General features: G+C 67.6%; 19 protein-coding genes. 8 read left to right on the top strand and 11 right to left on the bottom strand.

Translation table 11 applies throughout. The annotated features are described in order from the left end of the window. Positions 1 to 7 precede the first annotated feature (7 nt). Positions 8 to 343: a hypothetical protein gene (locus tag ACZ9YD_RS10565; RefSeq protein ID WP_465075169.1), complete on the top strand. Its 336-nt coding sequence runs from the start codon at positions 8 to 10 to the stop codon at positions 341 to 343. Positions 344 to 349: 6 nt separating this feature from the next. Next, a complete protein-coding gene (locus ACZ9YD_RS10570; protein WP_465075170.1) occupies positions 350 to 604 on the top strand; it encodes a YkgJ family cysteine cluster protein in 255 nt (84 codons plus the stop codon). Between the two features lie 266 nt (positions 605 to 870). Here ACZ9YD_RS10570 and ACZ9YD_RS10575 read toward each other — a convergent pair whose 3' ends face one another. The 3 genes from ACZ9YD_RS10575 to ACZ9YD_RS10585 form a co-directional block, all read right to left on the bottom strand. Continuing rightward, positions 871 to 1,047, bottom strand: coding sequence for a CsbD family protein (locus tag ACZ9YD_RS10575; protein ID WP_232133980.1), 177 nt, complete (start codon positions 1,045 to 1,047; stop codon positions 871 to 873). A gap of 116 nt (positions 1,048 to 1,163) precedes the next feature. Then, complete coding sequence (locus ACZ9YD_RS10580; protein ID WP_465075171.1) at positions 1,164 to 2,003, bottom strand: SDR family oxidoreductase; 840 nt, start codon at positions 2,001 to 2,003, stop codon at positions 1,164 to 1,166. A 63-nt stretch (positions 2,004 to 2,066) separates the two neighbouring features. Further along, on the bottom strand, positions 2,067 to 3,269 hold the full coding sequence (locus ACZ9YD_RS10585; protein WP_465075172.1) for a GAF domain-containing sensor histidine kinase: 1,203 nt from the start codon (positions 3,267 to 3,269) through the stop codon (positions 2,067 to 2,069). A gap of 137 nt (positions 3,270 to 3,406) precedes the next feature. On the opposite strand from ACZ9YD_RS10585, the gene ACZ9YD_RS10590 reads away from it, so the two are divergent. Together ACZ9YD_RS10590 and ACZ9YD_RS10595 are read left to right on the top strand one after the other, a co-directional pair. Next, positions 3,407 to 4,189 (top strand): transglutaminase domain-containing protein, encoded by a 783-nt coding sequence (locus ACZ9YD_RS10590; RefSeq protein ID WP_232133977.1) that lies wholly within the window; start codon positions 3,407 to 3,409, stop codon positions 4,187 to 4,189. 166 nt (positions 4,190 to 4,355) lie between these two features. Further along, complete coding sequence (locus ACZ9YD_RS10595; protein WP_465075173.1) at positions 4,356 to 5,075, top strand: alpha/beta fold hydrolase; 720 nt, start codon at positions 4,356 to 4,358, stop codon at positions 5,073 to 5,075. Positions 5,076 to 5,118: 43 nt separating this feature from the next. On the opposite strand, the gene ACZ9YD_RS10600 is transcribed toward ACZ9YD_RS10595, so the two are convergent. The 5 genes from ACZ9YD_RS10600 to ACZ9YD_RS10620 form a co-directional block, all read right to left on the bottom strand. Then, the gene (locus tag ACZ9YD_RS10600; protein WP_465075174.1) at positions 5,119 to 6,213 is read right to left on the bottom strand and encodes a DNA glycosylase AlkZ-like family protein; all 1,095 of its coding nucleotides are present in this window, start codon (positions 6,211 to 6,213) and stop codon (positions 5,119 to 5,121) included. 86 nt (positions 6,214 to 6,299) lie between these two features. Further along, positions 6,300 to 7,409 (bottom strand): catalase family protein, encoded by a 1,110-nt coding sequence (locus ACZ9YD_RS10605; RefSeq protein WP_465075175.1) that lies wholly within the window; start codon positions 7,407 to 7,409, stop codon positions 6,300 to 6,302. Between the two features lie 171 nt (positions 7,410 to 7,580). Beyond that, positions 7,581 to 8,405 carry an alpha/beta fold hydrolase gene (locus tag ACZ9YD_RS10610; protein ID WP_465075176.1) on the bottom strand — a complete coding sequence of 275 codons (825 nt, stop codon included), beginning with the start codon at positions 8,403 to 8,405 and terminating at the stop codon, positions 7,581 to 7,583. Between the two features lie 249 nt (positions 8,406 to 8,654). Then, the gene (locus ACZ9YD_RS10615; RefSeq protein ID WP_465075177.1) at positions 8,655 to 9,365 is read right to left on the bottom strand and encodes an outer membrane protein; all 711 of its coding nucleotides are present in this window, start codon (positions 9,363 to 9,365) and stop codon (positions 8,655 to 8,657) included. A gap of 263 nt (positions 9,366 to 9,628) precedes the next feature. Next, a complete protein-coding gene (locus ACZ9YD_RS10620; protein ID WP_465075178.1) occupies positions 9,629 to 10,723 on the bottom strand; it encodes an ABC transporter substrate-binding protein in 1,095 nt (364 codons plus the stop codon). A gap of 127 nt (positions 10,724 to 10,850) precedes the next feature. Between ACZ9YD_RS10620 and ACZ9YD_RS10625 the strand changes: the two genes are divergently transcribed. Next, positions 10,851 to 11,693, top strand: a complete 843-nt coding sequence (locus ACZ9YD_RS10625; RefSeq protein WP_465075179.1) for a class I SAM-dependent methyltransferase — start codon at positions 10,851 to 10,853, stop codon at positions 11,691 to 11,693. A gap of 12 nt (positions 11,694 to 11,705) precedes the next feature. Here the strand turns inward: ACZ9YD_RS10625 and ACZ9YD_RS10630 are convergent, their stop codons facing one another. Further along, a complete protein-coding gene (locus ACZ9YD_RS10630; protein WP_465075180.1) occupies positions 11,706 to 12,029 on the bottom strand; it encodes a DUF3817 domain-containing protein in 324 nt (107 codons plus the stop codon). A gap of 120 nt (positions 12,030 to 12,149) precedes the next feature. Between ACZ9YD_RS10630 and ACZ9YD_RS10635 the strand changes: the two genes are divergently transcribed. Continuing rightward, positions 12,150 to 13,100, top strand: a complete 951-nt coding sequence (locus ACZ9YD_RS10635) for a GAF domain-containing protein (protein ID WP_465075181.1) — start codon at positions 12,150 to 12,152, stop codon at positions 13,098 to 13,100. A 15-nt stretch (positions 13,101 to 13,115) separates the two neighbouring features. On the opposite strand, the gene ACZ9YD_RS10640 is transcribed toward ACZ9YD_RS10635, so the two are convergent. Continuing rightward, on the bottom strand, positions 13,116 to 14,225 hold the full coding sequence (locus ACZ9YD_RS10640; RefSeq protein WP_465075182.1) for an aldo/keto reductase: 1,110 nt from the start codon (positions 14,223 to 14,225) through the stop codon (positions 13,116 to 13,118). 113 nt (positions 14,226 to 14,338) lie between these two features. Here ACZ9YD_RS10640 and ACZ9YD_RS10645 point away from each other — a divergent pair, with 113 nt between their 5' ends. Further along, positions 14,339 to 15,232, top strand: coding sequence for a LysR family transcriptional regulator (locus ACZ9YD_RS10645; RefSeq protein ID WP_465075183.1), 894 nt, complete (start codon positions 14,339 to 14,341; stop codon positions 15,230 to 15,232). Between the two features lie 138 nt (positions 15,233 to 15,370). Next, positions 15,371 to 15,601 carry a hypothetical protein gene (locus ACZ9YD_RS10650; RefSeq protein ID WP_465075184.1) on the top strand — a complete coding sequence of 77 codons (231 nt, stop codon included), beginning with the start codon at positions 15,371 to 15,373 and terminating at the stop codon, positions 15,599 to 15,601. A gap of 152 nt (positions 15,602 to 15,753) precedes the next feature. Here ACZ9YD_RS10650 and ACZ9YD_RS10655 read toward each other — a convergent pair whose 3' ends face one another. Further along, complete coding sequence (locus ACZ9YD_RS10655; RefSeq protein ID WP_465075533.1) at positions 15,754 to 16,899, bottom strand: MBL fold metallo-hydrolase; 1,146 nt, start codon at positions 16,897 to 16,899, stop codon at positions 15,754 to 15,756. Positions 16,900 to 16,943 lie beyond the last annotated feature (44 nt).

The raw sequence follows: 16,943 nt of genomic DNA on the forward strand, positions 1-16,943 counted from the left end.
TCCGGTTATGGACCTACGCGAACTCCTGTTGATGATCGGCAGCCAGTTGCCGGGCCGGCTGCCGATCCTGATCGCGCTGGTCGTCGGTCTGGTGCTGGTCACGCAGCGGCGCACGCTGGCGCCCGCATCGCGCCGGGCAGGCCTGCTCGGCTTCGGGCTGCTACTGCTCACGAATGTGCTGGCCATGCTCGGCTGGCCGCTGCTGCAGATGTACGTCATGGGTGCGGCGATGTCGGCGACGCAGGTGCAGATGACGTTCGCGCTGCTGGCGGTGCCGCTGGCGCTGCTCGATGCAGCCGGGCTGGTGCTGCTGGCCCTTGCGATCGTGCGCGGCGCGCGCTGATTCGTCGTGCAGTGCCGGGACGGCTGCGCGGCCTGCTGCATCGCGCCTTCGATCACCTCGCCGATTCCGGGCATGCCCGATGGCAAGCCGGCCGGCGTGGCGTGTGTGCAGCTGGATGATCGTCTGCGGTGTCGCCTGTTCGGGCGTCCGGAGCGGCCGGAGTTCTGCGGATCGCTGCGGCCTGCGCTGGAGATGTGCGGGAGTTCGCGTGTTGCTGCGTTCGCGATGCTCGAAGCGCTCGAGCGGGTGACGGCGCCTTGAGCGCGGACAGGCACGTCTAACGACGCACACGCTTTCTCGGAATTGTTTCGCGCGGGGGACGGGCCCTCACCCGACGCGCTTCGCGCGTCGACCCCGGATCAGGTCCGGGGCAGGCTCTCTCCCTGAGGGAGACGTGCTCGTATCTCGCGATCTGAACAGTGACGCCCGTATCGAGCGGTGGTTGGTCATCCCGCAACAGCGGCACTCCAGACCGCACACACGAAAAGGGCGGCCGAAGCCGCCCATCCGTGACACCTGCCGCCGCTTCAACGGCCCTTGCGCGCGTCGTCGTTGGCCTTGCCGACCGCGCTCTGGACCTTGCCGGCGGTCTTCTGCGCCTTGCCGGCCACTTCCTTGGAGGTGTTGCCGGTGACCTTGCCGACCACTTCCTTCGCGGTGCCCTTGACCTGGTTCTTGATGCCTTCGCTGCGATTCTTGTCCACGTGGATGTCTCCGGCCTGCTGGATTGCAGGGTGGAAACGATATGCGCCGCGCACCGCAATGCCGGGGTGAAGAAATTGCACAGCGCCGCGCGTCATTACGGAACGGCTCAGCTGCATCACAGGATCGGCGCGCCACCGGTCACTGCATACCGTCCGCCACTCATGTAGCTCGCCTCGTCCGACGCCAGCAGCACATAGATCGGTGCGCATTCGGCCGGCTGGCCAGGCCGCTTGAGCGGGACCTGCGAGCCGAACGACGCCACTTCGTCCGGCGGCATCGTCGACGGAATCAGCGGCGTCCAGATCGGCCCCGGCGCGACCGAGTTCACGCGGATGCCCTTGTCGGCCAGCAGCTGCGCCAGACCCGCACTGAAGTTCGCGATCGCGCCCTTCGTCGCCGCGTAGGGCAGCAACGTCGCCTTGGGCTTGTCGGAGTTGATCGAGCTGGTGTTGATGATCGACGCGCCGGGCTGCATGTGCGGCACCGCGGCCTTGCACAGGTGGAACATCGCGCTGACGTTGACCTGGAAGGTGTAGTCCCACATGTCATCGGGAATCTCGTCGAGCGAGTCGTAGCTCATCTGGTAGGCGGCGTTGTTGACGAGAATGTCGAGGCGGCCGAACACGTCGACTGCCTTCTGCACGATCGCGCGGCAATGCGCGGGATCCGCGATGTCCCCGGGCACGAGCGTGCAGCGTTGGCCGGCGTCCTCGACCAGGCGCTGCGTTGCACGCGCGTCCTCGTCTTCGTTGAGATAGCTGACCAGGACGTCGGCGCCCTCGCGCGCGTAAGCGAGCGCGACCGCGCGACCGATGCCGCTGTCACCGCCGGTGATGATCGCGACCTTGCCTGCAAGCCGACCGCTGCCGCGATAGCTGGCTTCACCGTGGTCGGCAGGCGGATCGAGTTTCGTTTCGACGCCGGGGACGTCCTGTTGCTGCGCGGGCTGGCTCATGGTGGGTGCTCCTGTGCGGGGCCTGCCACGCTCGCGCTGCACCCGTCGAATGCCCGTGAATCCCTACGCCACCACGTCGGACGCGGCCTGCAGCGGCATCACGAACGACAGGCGCGTGCCACCGACCGCCGGTGTCACCTCGATCCGGCCGGCATGGGCACGTGCGATCTCGCCAGGAATGAAGAAGTCCCAGGCACGCGCGCCATCGCCTGCAACAGTGCGCGAGGCCAGGGGACCGGCGACGGTATCGAGTTCGTCGCCGGACAGCGCCAGCCCTGGCGCCTGCACGCCGAGCACCAGGGCATCGCCGGTGGTCACCACGTCGATCGACACGGTCTCGCGCTCGCCCACGTGTCGCAGCACATTGAGCGCCAGGTGCACCAGCAGTTGACCAAGGCGTGCAGGATCGCAGTCGACTTCGGCATCGATCCGGACCGATGTCGCCAGCGCACGGTGCGGATGTGCACTGACGACCTGCGACAGCACACGCTGCAGCTCGACTGTCAGCGCCCCCGGCGGCGTCCGCGTCAACGGTGCGCTGGCGACCAGCTTGTCGTGCGCGAAATCGAAGATCCCGTCGACCACCGACGCCATGCGCCACAGGCTGGCCTCCATGTCGACGACGCGCGCACGCGTTGTCGCGTCGAGTCCGGGCGTGGTCCTGATCAGATAGGCATCCATGACCAGCGCCTGGATCGGTGCTTTCAGATCATCACTGACCTCGTTGATGAAACGCTCGCGCAACTTGGCGACATCCAGCGCGGTGTGCAGCGCGGCCTGGCTCAGCGCGGTCCGCTCGTCGCTCTCGAGCTGCGCGCCGATCAGTTCGGCGAACAGCTCCATCATCTGTAGCGTTTCCGGCGCCTCCACTCTGGAAGGCAGCGGATCGATCGCACACAGGGTGCCGAAGAACTCACCGCTGGCGCGCAGGATCGGCACCGAGATGTAACTCTCAAGCCCGTACAGGCGCGGCGTCTGGTGTTCGGCAAACTCGGGATTCGCGCTGGCGTGGCCGAACACGACGGGCTGGCGATGCTGGCGGATCTCGTCGCAGATCGTCGTCCGCAGCTCCAGCTCGCCACCGGGCTGCAGGCCGAATGCGATCTCGTCGCGCACCGCGCAGGCGGTCCAGCGGGTATCGGTCACGCGCGCGACCGCGGCGAAACGCAAGCCCGTTGTCCGGGTGATGACCTCGAGAATCTTCGGAACGGCAGCGATGCGGGCGACGGCTTCGAGATCGCGCTGCACCTGTGTCTGTGCGTGCATGGGAACGGGCGGCAGACGGAATTGGCCGCCAGCCTACGCGGCCGGGTCCGGCGCCGCCAGCGAGGCGTCTGCCGAACCGCGACGCCCGCTACACGCGGCGGCGCCCACGCTGCGTCTTTCCCCCTCCTGGATGCACGATGCGCCTGCTGGCCGGTTGCGAACTCGTCGTCGAAGCGGAGGTGGACTGCGCCGTCGTCGCCATGCTCCGTCCCCGCAGCGGCGATGCCCAGTGGCTGGTCAGCGAGCACTACGCGTTCGATCCCGATGTGCGGCCCACGGAGTTCGTCGATTCGTTCGGCAATCTGTGTCAGCGCTTCGTGGTGCACAGCGGGCGGATGCGCATCCGCACCGAGCTGGAAGTCGAGACCGAACGGGACATCGCGGTCGCGCCATGGACCGCACCGATGCCACCGGCCGCCCTGCCCGACCATACGCTGCAATACCTGCTGCCGAGCCGCTACTGCCCGAGCGACCGGACGTTCGAGCGTGCGTTGGAGATCGTCGATGAGGCCGGCCCGCGCGCCGGCCAGGTCGGCGCGATCGTCGCGTGGATCCGTCGCCACATCGAATACCGCTACGGCGTCAGCGATGCGACCACCGATGCACTCGACACGATGGGGCACGGCGCCGGCGTCTGTCGTGACTACGCGCATGTCGGCATCACCCTGTGCCGCAGCCTGCGGATTCCCGCGCGCATGGTGGTCGGCTATCTGCATGGTCTGGAACCGATGGACCTGCACGCCTGGTTCGAGGCCTATCTCGACGGCCGCTGGTACACCTTTGATGCGACGCAGTCGGCGCCGCGCGGCGGGCGCATCGTCGTCGCCTACGGACGCGACGCGGCAGACGTGGCGTTCCTGACCAACTACGGCCTGCTGCAGACGGTCGAGATGCAGGTCTGGGTCGGCGAGAAGCCCTGACGCCGCAAACGCGCACACCGTCACGACTGGCCGAAGGTCCAATGCCGCATGCCATGCGCGCGTGCTGACATCCGGCCACTGGCCCTCTCCCCCACATGGCCGGCTCGCGACCGACGCCGTCGGCCGCGCCACCTGCGTGCGGCCTGCGGGCCGTGGGAGATGTCCGATGCTCCGATCCTTCGATCGCCGCGACACGCGGCTGTTGCGACTGCTGCTGATTCTGCTGGTCGCCACATTCGCCTCGACTGCGCAGGCCGTGTGCCGCGACGCCGTGGTGCTGGTGCACGGCAACGCCGGCACGCCCGCGCACTTCGACAATACCTACGTGGAACTGCGCGCCCGCGGCTGGACCGATTTCGAGATCCTGCGGCCGAACTGGGGCAGCAAGACCTGCGCCGCGTGCAACGACCACAGCGGCAGCGAGGAGACGCCGGTGCTCGATGCGCTGGTCGAGGCGATCGCGCGCTCGTGCACCGGCAAGATCGACGTCATCGGCCACTCGATGGGCGTCACCTTGGCGGCGAAACAGATCGTCAACTACGGCCTCGCCAATGATGTCGCGACCTTCGTCGGCATCGCCGGTGCGTATCGCGGCCTGTGGAGTTGCGGCACGTATCCGTGGAATGTCGTCACCTCGACCTGCGGCGCGCAGGGTCTGTCGATCAACAGTCCACTGCTGGCATCGCTGGCCGGCAAGCCGCTCGGCATGCAGACCTACTCGATCAAATCCTGGATCGACCAGATCGTCTGCTACGGCGGCGTCTGCACCGTCGCCGGCGTGCACAGCTCCACGCTGCCGGGCGAGACCGCGAGCCACACGCTCGCGACCGGACACTTCGGCCTGTTGACCGACACCGCGGTGCTGCAGGTGAATCTGATCCAGTAAGCCGCTATGTGCGTGCGACGCGGCTCGGGCTGCGTCGCACGCGTCACGCGAGACCGAGGAACACCCGCATGCGTTCGAGTTCGGCATCGAGCGCGTCGCGGAACGCCGCGTCGCGCGGCGCCGCGCCGTCGACATAGCCGAAGCGCGCGTTCAACCCGCCATCGACGACCGATACGTTGCCCCAGCCGATCACGCGGTCGCCCCACAGCAGTGGCAATGCGTAATAGCCGAGCTGGCGTTTCGGTGCCGGCGTATAGGCCTCGAAGCGGTAACGCCAGTCCCAGAGCAGTTCGAAACGACGCCGATCCCAGACCACGGGATCGAACGGCGTCAGCAGCCGGACACCGGGATCGGGCCGCCAGCGCCGGCTCTGCGGTGATTCGTCGGCGGGCCAGACCCAGTCGATGCCATCGATGCGTGCACCACCGAGGCGTGCACGTGAACGCGCCAATGTCACAGCGCGCGCGGCGTGCCACTGCGGCACACCGCGTCCGAGATACGACATCAACTGGCGCAGGCTGGCCTCGGGCAACGGCGCGTACTTGTGCACCAGCAGATCGAGCATCCGGTCCAGGCGCCGGTCGATCTCGTCCGCATCGAGTTGCGCCGCATCCGGCTCGCGCAGCGCATACACCCGCGTGCCGCCATCACGGCGGGCGACGCGCAGCAGGCCGCGGTAGTGCATGCCATCGAGCAGCTGGGTGCTGGCATTCGACGAGCCCCCGAACCAGTTGGTGACCTTGCCGTGGGCGAAGTGCGCATCGACCTCGCGTGGATGCACGGCGCCGCGTTCGGCGATGAAGGCGCGCACCGCCTGCGCCTGCCGCCAGCGCGCGGGCGTCCAGGTCTCGCGCGCGATGCGCGGATGCATCAGCGCCTGCGTCGCCCGAGGCAGGAAGCCGTAGTTGACGAAGAAATCCTCTTCGAGCGCCAGTCGCGGATAGCGGCGCTCCAGATCGCCGGCGCGGTAGTCGAGTACGCGATGGCGCAGTGTCAGGTCCTGCGCGCGCGCCGGTGCACGGATCGGATCGGCCTGCACGAAACCGAGCCTGCCGACCGCGCGCATCAGCGTGGTCGGCTTGAACAGGGATCGCGCCACCGCATGGCGGCGCAGATGGTCGAGGGTCAGCGGCGGCATCGCCGCATGATGCCAGCGCGCGCACGGCATCGGCACTGCGTCATGCGCACCACGACGCAGTGCCGATCAAGCGCAAGCGCAACACATCACGTGTGCGAACCAGCGCCCGCGAACGGACATCCCCGTTGCAGCGGCTGTCCGTTGTGCTGCGCACGGAACCGGTGCGAGGCCTCGTACGCCGGCTTGCGCAGACGCATGATCTCGCCCAGCGGGCGATGCGCGGCCAGGCCGTGCCACGGGCTGAAACCCACGCCGTCGTCGATCTCGCGGCTCAATGCCTGCGTCCACGCCGCCTGCGGTCCGGCCACCAGACGCGCCACGGTGCGGAACGGGCTGCGCGCCTCGTCCCACTCCGCCGATGCATCGTCGACCGGCATGTCGGCCAGCGACGTCGATAGCTGCGCGCGCAATTCCCACTCGGCGGTGTTGGCGCCGAAGAACGCGACCACCGCATCGCGGATCGCGTCGTCGTCCTTGAGGTCGAGGCGGACGTCGGTCAGCGCGCGCAGCGATGTGGACACCGGCACCAGCTGGTATTTGGCGATGTAGTCGCCATGCCGGATCGGCAACTGGGTGAAGAAAGTTTCGCCGAGAATATGGTTCGGCGGCTCGCCCCCCATCGACTTGAGCGTGGCGCTCTCGCCGCCCATCGCCTCGAGGCCACGCTCGGTGCCGCGCAGGATCGCCGAGATCACACGCTTGGTGCGGTCCATCCGATCGGTGGTCTTGGCCAGCAGCTTGAGATTGCGCAGGAAGGACTTGCCGTTGGGCGAGTTGAAGGTCGGCCCGTTGACCAGAATGAACTCCTGCACGGCCATGTCTTCGCTGCCTTCGAGACGCGCGCCTTCGACGCTGCAGATCCGCATCGCGACACCGCGCGGCGTGGACACGCGATCCGACAGCAGATCGCCCGGCGTCGTCGACAGGCGCAGCACCGCGCTGTAGCGCCCAGGCTGTGCGAACAGGCCCTGCGCGAGTTCCGGCGCCAGGCCGTCGTCGATGTGCAGCGTGGCTTCGAGCAGGCCGTGGCTTTTGGCATGGACAGCGCGCAGGCCATGGCCTTCGTCCTCCAGGGTGATCTGCTGGATCGACTGCAGCACCTCGACCAGATCGGCCGCCAGCTCCGCCTCGTCGGGGCCGGGGGTGGCGAGGCGCTCGTCGTAACGGGCGAAGGTGTCGGGGGTCGGAACGGACATGGCGTGGCTTCCGGCTCGGGGGCTGGGTTCAAAGTGCGGGCGTTGGCATGACGCGTTCGTCGATTCGGACCGGCCATGGGCCCACCAGCGTGCGCGATTCAGTGAGGCAAACAGAAGAAGGCCACGTCGAGATGGACGCGGCCTTCAAAGTCGGTCTTGGTGGTTGACGCCTTACTTCTGCAGGAACGCGATCAGCGCGCGGTTGAACGCATCTGCATGGCTGGCGTTGAAGCCGTGCGGCGCATCCGGCACCACGACAGCCTCACTGCCAGCGATCGCGGCGTGCGTGCGCTTGCCCGAACCCTCGTACGGCACGGTGCCGTCGCTGTCGCCGTGCATCACCAGCGTCGGCACCGTGACCTTCTCCAGATCCTGGCGGAAATCGGTGGTGCCGAAGGCCTGCATGCAACCGAGTGCGGCCGTCTGGTCGGACTGCTTGCACAGCGCGATCGCCTCCTGGCGCGTCTTCTCGTCGACCTTCAGTTCGCCATTGGCACTGAAGAAATCCTTGGTAAAGCCGTCGAAGAAGGTGTCACGGTCCTGCTTGAGGCCGTCTTCCATGTCCTTGGCCTTGTCTTCGGTCAACGGACCGTCGGGGTTATCGGACGTCTTGAGCATGTACGGCGGCACGGCCGCGGCGAACACGACGCTGTGCAGGCGATCTTCGCCGTGGTTGGCGATATAGCGTGCCACTTCGCCACCGCCCATCGAGAAGCCGACGAGAGTGACATCGCGCAGATCGAGATCGTCGAGCACGCCGGCGAGATCGGCGGCGAGCGTGTCGTACTCGTAGCCGGTCGGCGGCTTTTCCGAGCGGCCGAAACCACGGCGGTCATAGGCCACGACGCGATAGCCGGCATCGCGCAACGGGCCGGTCTGCGCCTTCCACGATTCGGCGGACAGCGGCCAGCCGTGGATCAGCACGACCGGGCGGCCATCGCCTCCGGTGTCGTCGATATGCAGGCGGACGCGGGGCGTGGCGTTGACTGAAGACATGGGTGATTCCAGTGCGTAGGTTGGGCGGCCATCAGGCCCGGCGCGCCATGGCGCGCCCGTGAAGCCCGCCCGGACAGGCACCGGACAGTCAGCCAGCGTGTGGCGATGTGCCGGTCCGGTCGCGGCACACATGAATCGCCTGCATGCATGCGCCGGCATCGTCAGGCGAGGCAACAACCAGGCGCGCATCCAAAAAAAAACGGGCGCCCAAGGGCACCCGTTCTTCGTGTCGCGATCAGTGCAGCCTGATCAGAACGCGTACTCGGCAGTCAGACCCAGCAGCGCCGTCGAGCGCTTCGGACCTTCGAACGTTGCGCCCGTGACCGGCTCGCGCAGGTCGCCGGACTTGGCGCGGAAGTAGTCGTAATGCAGACCGACGCTGAAGTTCTGCGTCGCGTTCCAGCCGGTGCCGACGCCGGCATACCAGCTGTTACGGCCATCGCTACCGCCGCTTTCCAGGCCGAGGTTCTCGCCGACGCTGTTGTAGTAGTCGACATTGTTGTCCGAGGCGCGGAAGTAACCGCCGCGGGCACCGACATACCAGGCAGGCGTGATGTTCAAACGCGCGTTGCCACCGACGATCCAGCCGCGCAGCGCATTCTCGTCATCACGCTGATTCACGTCGTTGTCGTTGAACGCATTCTTGACGACGATATTGCCCAGATCGGTGTAACCACCCTCGAGACCGAGGCCGAAGTTCTGCGCGACTTTCCAGCGGTAACCGCCGACCAGGCCATAGCCGGTCTTGCGGCCGTCGCGGCTTTCGAACACGTTGAAATCACCGGTACCGAAACGGCCGGCGGTGCCGCCGTCGGTGCGGCCGACGTTACCGGCCACGAAAGCATTGCCCTGGCCGACCTGCAGGTCAGGACGGTAGGTGTCGCCGCCGGCGCTCTGGGCGAAGGCAGTGGGAGCGCACAGCGCGGCCGCGATCGCGGCGGGAATCAGGAGCTTCTTCATCGGGGCCATCCTTTCTTGGTCTTGGACGCGCTCGATCGATCAGTCGATCGCGCGTCTGCGGGGGAAATTCCGCAACGCCAAAGGGGCGTCGCGGGCCGCAGTAGAGACCTTCAAGGCTGAAGCGCACACAAACCTTCACGCGTCCTGCACGGATTCGGCACCGATACGTTCAAGTTCCGTTTACGGCAATGAGGAACCGGGCGCCGTAAAAAAGGTCGCGGCATGCGAATCCGCATGCCGCGTACCTGATGCCTTGCCGAAATTCAGGGTGCAGTCACCGCTTCCACGACCGGTGCGTCCACACCGTCAATGCGCGCTTCGACTTCGAACATGCCGGATCCGCCGCCCAGGCTTTCGACACGCACCTCGTAACGTCCGGCGGCGAGCTGCGTCGACAGGCGCGAGTTGGTGCCCGAACCGCCATCGTCATCCTCGAAGGTGCCGCCCGGACCGTCGACATGCAGCACGGTGTCGAACTCGTCGGAACGTGCTTCGAGTGTTACCTGCGCCGCATTCGGCACATCGAGCACGAAGCGACGCCCACTGCCGCCCTCGACGCGCGCGACCGCGACCTGGCCCGAGACCAGCGACGTGCCGTCACGCGTCACCATGCCGCCGGGCAGCGGCGCATAGCGCACGGCCAGATTGAAATCGCCGCGACCTGCGTCTTCGAGCGCGGCTGCGTTCAAGGTGTAGGTGCCGGGTTCGAGGAACAGACGCAGCATGGAATCGGTGCCGCCACCGCTGTCGTCGTTCTCGGCCTCGACGTTCGGACCACGCACGCGCAGCACAGGATCGAACGCGCTCGACGCGAGCGTAATCGTGTACAGACCCGGGCGCTCGACCTGCAGCGTGTAGTCCTGCGCACTGCCGGTCAGCCAGTCGATGACTTCGCCCTCGCCCGCCAGCGGCTTGCCGTCGTAGACCGCGATGGTCTTCGCACCCAGACGGAACGGGCCGAACGCTTCGGCGCCACGACCGCTGACCGCGACCAGATAGTCTCCCGCCGACTTCGCACGGAACGCGAGACCCGGACCCTCGCCTTGCGCGATCAGCTGATCACCGTTGAACACCGCCAACGTGCCGGGCAGCGCGCCTTCCAGCGTCAGCGACACCGCCTGACCTTCGGTCAGCGGCAGCGAGAAGCGCTGGTAGCGGCTGCCGTCGCTGTAGTTGATGCCACTCGACGAGGTGATTTCGCCGGACACCTCGCCGTCGAGCGCCAGCGCCGTCGCGCTGTCGTCCGTCCTCGCGGTCGACGCGGCGCCGTCGCCATCACCGCTTCCCGACACGTTGAATCCACACCCCGACAGCAGCAATCCGGCCGAGACGGCCAGGCTCAAAGCGGCAACGCGCATGCGACGACTTCCGATGAGGGGACGGGATCCGTCCGGAGTCGCGATTCTCGTCGAAGCGCGGGCAATCGGACAGGGGCGAAACGCGGACCGGTTACGATGCCCGCCCGATCCGCGACCCGATCCCGCGATGCCCCACGCCACCGGCCCCCTGCTGACCCGCGACTCCGCCGACGCGATGCTGGCCGCGCGACGCGCTGGCGCGGACAACTGGACGGGCTCGCTCGATCTGGGTCGCAATGTCGACACCGTGACCTTCGAAGGCGACCACTGGTCGTGGCGCGGCCGTGCGTATCCGTGGCCGGGCACATTGAAGGACCGCACGCTCTACGTATTGGACGGCGACGACTGGACCGCGGTGTCCCGCTTCGGGCGCGCGCTGATCAAGCTGGTGCCGACCGACTGGGGCCCGCCGACGTTCGAGATCGACGGCATCAAGATGCTGGTGTCGGCGCGCATCTCGCCGATCGAGGACGCGCGGCAGAAGGTCGCGCTCGTCGCGCCGCGCGGCAAGACCGTGCTCGACACCTGCGGCGGCCTCGGCTACTTCGCCGCATGCTGCCTCGAATCGGGCGTCGCGCAGATCCGCTCATTCGAGAAGAACGAAGACGTGTTGTGGCTGCGCACGCTCAACCCGTGGTCGCCCGATCCCGACGCGCCGGACACCGGCGGCCGCCTGCACCTCGCGCACGCCGACATCTCGCAGGCGATCGTCGACATCGCCGACGCGAGCGTCGACGCGGTGCTGCACGACCCGCCGCGTTTCGGCATCGCCGGCGAACTCTATTCGCAGGTGTTCTACGACCACCTCGCGCGAGTGCTGCGTCGTGGCGGCCGCCTGTTCCATTACACCGGCGCACCGAACCGCCTGACCAGCGGCCGCGACGTCCCGCGCGAAGTCGCGCGGCGACTGGAAAAGTCGGGTTTGAAAACCGAACTCGCGCTCGACGGCGTGCTGGCAGTCAAGCGCTGAGGCTGGCCACGCTCAGTCGCGTGACGCTGACAGCAATCCGCGGCGCCGGAACCACATCTCTACTGGAATGGTCACCAGCGGCGGGATCGCGGCGAGCAGCGCGACCAGCACCGCCCACAGCGGCCAGCGCAGACGGATCCACGTGAACAGGCTGACCGCGAGATAGACCAGGAACGCGACGCCGTGCAGTCGCCCGAAGAACCACACGCCGAGTTCGGTGGTCTGCGTGCCGTACTTGAGCAGCATGCCGATCAACAGACCAGCCCAGGTGAGCGCTTCGAAGAGTGCCGCGGCGGCGAAGATGCGGCCGGTGGTGGACAGCGGACGAGGCGGCATGCGGCGTTCCGTGAGTGGGGCGTCGCAGTGTAATGGCGCGTCGTCGCGTGATGCTTCTCGATGCCCATTTTTAACGCGGCTCTGCTTAGGATTTTCGTCCCGCATCCACGACGCGAGACCATGACGGCCAATCCCACGCCGCCCCTCGACGAAGCCACGCGCCAGCGCGCGCTCGATGGCTATCATGTCCTCGACAGCCTGCCGGAAGGCGCTTTCGACGACATCGTGCAACTGGCCGCCACGCTCTGCGGCACACCGACCGCGCTGATCACGCTGATCGATCGCGATCGTCAATGGTTCAAGGCGCGCACGGGATTCGACGATACGCAGACCGACCGCAGCGCCGCCGTCTGCGATCACGCGATCCGCGCGCCCGACACGCTGATGGAAATCCCAGACCTCGCGCACGACGCGCGCTTCGCTGCGAATCCTTTCGTCAACGGCGAACAGGGCGATGCGCGTTTCTACGCCGGCATGCCGCTGGTCACGCCGGACGGCGCGGCGATCGGCACGGTCTGCGTGCTTGACGATATGCCACGCCATCTGACCGAGGCGCAGCGCGCGGCATTGCAGTCGCTCGCGCGGCTGACGATGACGTTGCTCGATGCCCGCGCACGCGAACGCACGCTGGAACTCGAAGCCTTCGTCGCGACCGCCGCACCTGCGCCGGCACCCGCCCACACCGGCGTCGCCTTGGAAGATCCCGGCTACACGCTGGCGCTGATTGAGTTGCAGGACCTTGCCGGTGCTGTCGCGCGTCTGGGCGAACGGGGCACCGAGAAACTGTTGCAGGCGCTCGACGCCGCGCTCGAATCGGCCTTGCCATCTGGCGGTACCGATGCGGTGAACCGCAGCAGCGGCAGCGGCGAGTACGTCGCGGTACTGCACGGCGCCGATGCCCCGCGCACGCTCGAACGCCTGCAGACCGAGATCGCCACGCGCGCCGCTGCGCACGGCCTACGTTTCCTCACCGGCACCACGCAGGGCGCGGCGAGCGAGCACACCGGCATGGTGTTCCTGCGCGCCGAGGCCGACCTGCTCGACCGCAAGGCAGCGCAGACCCCGCATTGAACCCGCGATCGAACGTCAGCGCGCGGCCCACCCGGTCGCGTGCTCGACACCGAACAGCATCTGCGGCGGCAACTGGAAAATGAAATAGGGATTGATTGATGGCGGCACGCTCGCAGCGTCGAGTCGCGCCTGCTGCGCCGCGGTGAATTCGATATCAAGCGACGCGATGTTCTGATGCAGTTGTTCGAGGCGGCTCGCACCGACCAGCACCGACGACACGCCAGGCCGACGCGCCGTCCACGCGAGTGCGACCTCGGCCATCGAACGGCCGATCTCCTCGGCGACCGCGCGCACCACGTCGACGATGTCGAAGTTGTGTTCGGTGAACAACATGCCGCCGAACGGGTTGTCGCCGTCGAGGCGGCCGTCGTCATCGCCGCGTGGGCCGTTGGCGCCGCTCGCATCACCGGGCAATCGGGATGCACGCGCTGCGTCGGCGAGTTTTTCGCGACCGTATTTGCCGGTCAGCAGTCCGCCACCGAGCGGGCTCCACGGCACCAGACCAAGACCGAGCGCATCGCCCGCCGGCAGGATCTCGAGTTCGACGCCGCGATCGAGCAGCGAGTACTGGTACTGCAGGCCGATCGGCACCGGCAGACCATGTGCCTGCCCCAGCGTCGCCACCCGCGCGACGTACCAGGCCGGCGTGTTCGAGAAGCCGTAATGCAGGATGCGGCCGGACCGGACCGCATCGGTCATCGTCTGCAGCACTTCTTCAGGCGGCGTCAGCCGGTCCCAGACGTGCATCCAGTACAGGTCGATGTAGTCGGTGCGTAGGCGCTTGAGGGAACCATCGAGCGCGGTGCGGATGTTCTTCGCGCCGTTGCCTCCACCGTGTGCGTTGCCCTGCATGCGCGGGAAACCGGACTTGGTCGCCAGCACGATGCGATCGCGCAGGCCGGCATCGGCGATGAAGCCGCCCAGCATCTCCTCGCTGCGTCCGCCCGCGTACAGATCCGCGGTGTCGACGAAGTTGCCACCCGCCTCGACATAGGCATCGAACACGGCGCGCGACGCGGTGGCATCGGTGCCCCAGCGTTCGGTCCCGAAGGTCATCGCGCCCAGCGCGAGCGGGCTCACCAGTAGGCCGGAGCGGCCGATGCTGCGGTAATGGGTCAGGTCCATGGAGATCTCCAGTCGTGTCGCCGCGGGGGTGGCGCTCTGCATACAGGCTAGGCGCGATGGCCGGGCAGGATTAGCCGTTGCCGGCCGCATGGGCTTGTGAGCACACTGCAGCAATGCAACGAGGCGAACTCAACGATCTGCTGGCCTTTGCGGCCGTGGCCCGCGCGCGCAGCTTCACGAAGGCGGCCGGGGCGCTGGGCATGTCGCCCTCGGCGCTGAGCCACGCGATGCGCGGACTCGAAACGCGGCTCGGCGTGCGCCTGCTCGCACGCACCACGCGTAGCGTCGCCCCGACCGAGGCCGGCGAGCGGCTGCTGCGTTCGCTGACACCCGCGCTCGCGGAGATCGAGCACGGACTGCTGGCGCTGGGCGACTGGCGCGATGCACCGTCGGGCACGGTCCGCATCACGACGTTCGCCTATGCCGCGCAGATGGTGCTCGAACCGAAACTGCCGGCGTTCCTGCTGGCCAATCCCGACGTGCGCGTGGAAGTGAGCATCGACAACGGCCTGAGCGATCTCGTCGGCGAAGGCTTCGACGCGGGCATCCGATTCGGCGAACACGTCGACCGCGACATGATCGCCGTGCGCGTCGGTCCCGACCTGCGCACGATCGTCGTCGGCACGCCGGACTACTTCGCCCGCCATGCACCGCCGGTGTCGCCCGGGGATCTCGATCGCCACGCCTGTATCGGCTACCGGCTCAAGAGCACCGGCGGTCTGTTGCCATGGGAGTTCGAACGCGACGGACGCGATTACAACGTGCGCACCCAGGGCCCGCTGGTCGTCGACGAAGTGCCGCTGACGCTTGCCGCCGTGCGCGCCGGCGTGGGCCTGGGGTACGTGATGGACCACGAGGTCGCCGACGATCTCGCCGCCGGGCGTCTGGTGCAGGTGCTCGATGCGTGGTGCCCAACGTTCCCCGGCTACCACCTCTATCACCCGAGTCGCCGTCAGACACCGCCGGCGTTGCGGGCGCTGATCGATGCGTTGCGGCACGTAGACTGACGTATTCCTGCCGTCGGCGAACGCAGTAGGCCCCGATCGCATCGCACGCACCACCTCGAACGCGACCCTCGACAGGTCACGTGCGGCTCACCGCGTGCTCGCCACCCTGTCGATCCCCACCCGATCGATGGAGCCGCCATGAAGATGTTGAGGATCGTTGCCGCTGGCGCGGCCAGCTATTTCGCGTTCCGCGCGTGGAAGCGCAAGCGTGATGCACAGACTGTACTGCCGCAGCAGGACCTGCGATCGCTGCCGGACACAGGCGCGCGCACCGCACCGCACGGCGATCCGCTGATCGCGGACGAAGACCTCGACACGTCGGTGCCGCGCAGTACCTCGCACTCGAGTCCCGGATTCGGCGCGCCGTAAGCGATCCACGAAACCGGGCATCCCGCGCGCGATGGCGGATGCCCGCTGTTCGATGGGCGCTGGAACATACCGGCTCCAGCGCCCGACGGGCGTATTCCATCCGAGACGCGTGACGCGACCGAACACCACGTCGCGTGCGTGACTTACTCGGATCAGGGGAGTGCGGCCTCGCTAGACCCGGCCGGCTCGCGCCGCATCTCCCGCCACCAGGCGCTGCCCGGCTGCGGCGCGGTCAGATCGACACGCTCGCCCATGCGTGGCGTCGCGAGGCGCACACCTTGCTCGGCCGCGATCAAGCTGACGCGTTCGAACGGGTCATCCCAGGCGTGCATCGCCAGATCGAAGGTGCCGTTGTGCACCGGCAACAGCACGCGTGCCTGCAGGTCGAGATGCGCCTGCACGGTCTGCTCGGGCTGCATGTGCACGAACGCCCAGCGACGGTCGTAGGCGCCGGTTTCAAGCGCCGCGACATCGAAGGGTCCGAAGCGGCGGCCGATCTCGGCGAAGCCGTCGAAGTAACCGGTGTCGCCGCTGAAGAAGAGTTTCATTCCGGCATCATCCGATCCCTGCGATGGATCTTCGATCACCCACGACGCCCACAGCGTGCGATCGGAATCGAACAGGCCGCGGCCGGAGAAATGCTGCGCCGGCGTCGCGGTGAAGCGCAGGCCGTCGATCTCCGCCGACTGCCACCAGTCGAACTGCCGCACCTTGGCCTGCGGCACGCCCCATGCGATGAGGCGATCGCCGACGCCGAGCGGTGCGAGGAAGACCTCGGTGCGCTGCGCCAGCGCGACGACGGTCTCGCGATCGAGGTGATCGTAGTGGTCATGCGACAGCACCACGCCACGCAGCGGCGGCAGATCCTCGAGCGCGATCGGCGGTGCGTGCCAGCGCTTCGGGCCGGCGAACGAGACCGGTGACGCGCGTTCGGCGAACACCGGATCGGTGATCCAGAACCCACCGCGCAGCTTGATCAGCAACGTCGAATGGCCGAGGCGATACAGGCTCCGGTCTGGTGCGGCATCGAGCGCGGCGCGCGTCATCGGCAGCACGGGCGTCGGCAGGGGCGGTGTGGTCCCGCCTGGCTTGTTGAACATGAAGTCCCATCCCAGCTTCGCGCCACTCACGAAACCGTTCGGCGGGCGCGGCAGCGGATTGCGGAACCGGCCGTCCGCCGACTGCGGCGAGGCGGCGTGATCGGCGACGGGCTGGCTGGTACGGACGAACGACAGGGTGCAGGCACTCACGGCGAGGACTCCAAAGACGAACAGGGTCGACAGGACCAGGCGACGCAGGATCCGGCGGCGTGGCTTGGCGGGGGCGGACGCGGGCATTCGGG

The organism is Luteimonas sp. AC640a (assembly GCF_979256585.1).

Excerpts from the sequence above, each read along its gene's own strand:
- ACZ9YD_RS10630 (WP_465075180.1), bottom strand. The coding sequence starts at position 12,029 with ATGCCGCCTCGTCCGCTGTCCACCACCGGCCGCATCTTCGCCGCCGCG.
- ACZ9YD_RS10590 (WP_232133977.1), top strand. The coding sequence starts at position 3,407 with ATGCGCCTGCTGGCCGGTTGCGAACTCGTCGTCGAAGCGGAGGTGGAC.
- ACZ9YD_RS10610 (WP_465075176.1), bottom strand. The coding sequence starts at position 8,405 with ATGTCTTCAGTCAACGCCACGCCCCGCGTCCGCCTGCATATCGACGAC.
- ACZ9YD_RS10615 (WP_465075177.1), bottom strand. The coding sequence starts at position 9,365 with ATGAAGAAGCTCCTGATTCCCGCCGCGATCGCGGCCGCGCTGTGCGCT.
- ACZ9YD_RS10580 (WP_465075171.1), bottom strand. The coding sequence starts at position 2,003 with ATGAGCCAGCCCGCGCAGCAACAGGACGTCCCCGGCGTCGAAACGAAA.
- ACZ9YD_RS10635 (WP_465075181.1), top strand. The coding sequence starts at position 12,150 with ATGACGGCCAATCCCACGCCGCCCCTCGACGAAGCCACGCGCCAGCGC.
- ACZ9YD_RS10625 (WP_465075179.1), top strand. The coding sequence starts at position 10,851 with ATGCCCCACGCCACCGGCCCCCTGCTGACCCGCGACTCCGCCGACGCG.
- ACZ9YD_RS10645 (WP_465075183.1), top strand. The coding sequence starts at position 14,339 with ATGCAACGAGGCGAACTCAACGATCTGCTGGCCTTTGCGGCCGTGGCC.
- ACZ9YD_RS10565 (WP_465075169.1), top strand. The coding sequence starts at position 8 with ATGGACCTACGCGAACTCCTGTTGATGATCGGCAGCCAGTTGCCGGGC.
- ACZ9YD_RS10595 (WP_465075173.1), top strand. The coding sequence starts at position 4,356 with ATGCTCCGATCCTTCGATCGCCGCGACACGCGGCTGTTGCGACTGCTG.
- ACZ9YD_RS10620 (WP_465075178.1), bottom strand. The coding sequence starts at position 10,723 with ATGCGCGTTGCCGCTTTGAGCCTGGCCGTCTCGGCCGGATTGCTGCTG.
- ACZ9YD_RS10640 (WP_465075182.1), bottom strand. The coding sequence starts at position 14,225 with ATGGACCTGACCCATTACCGCAGCATCGGCCGCTCCGGCCTACTGGTG.
- ACZ9YD_RS10600 (WP_465075174.1), bottom strand. The coding sequence starts at position 6,213 with ATGCCGCCGCTGACCCTCGACCATCTGCGCCGCCATGCGGTGGCGCGA.
- ACZ9YD_RS10585 (WP_465075172.1), bottom strand. The coding sequence starts at position 3,269 with ATGCACGCACAGACACAGGTGCAGCGCGATCTCGAAGCCGTCGCCCGC.
- ACZ9YD_RS10605 (WP_465075175.1), bottom strand. The coding sequence starts at position 7,409 with ATGTCCGTTCCGACCCCCGACACCTTCGCCCGTTACGACGAGCGCCTC.
- ACZ9YD_RS10650 (WP_465075184.1), top strand. The coding sequence starts at position 15,371 with ATGAAGATGTTGAGGATCGTTGCCGCTGGCGCGGCCAGCTATTTCGCG.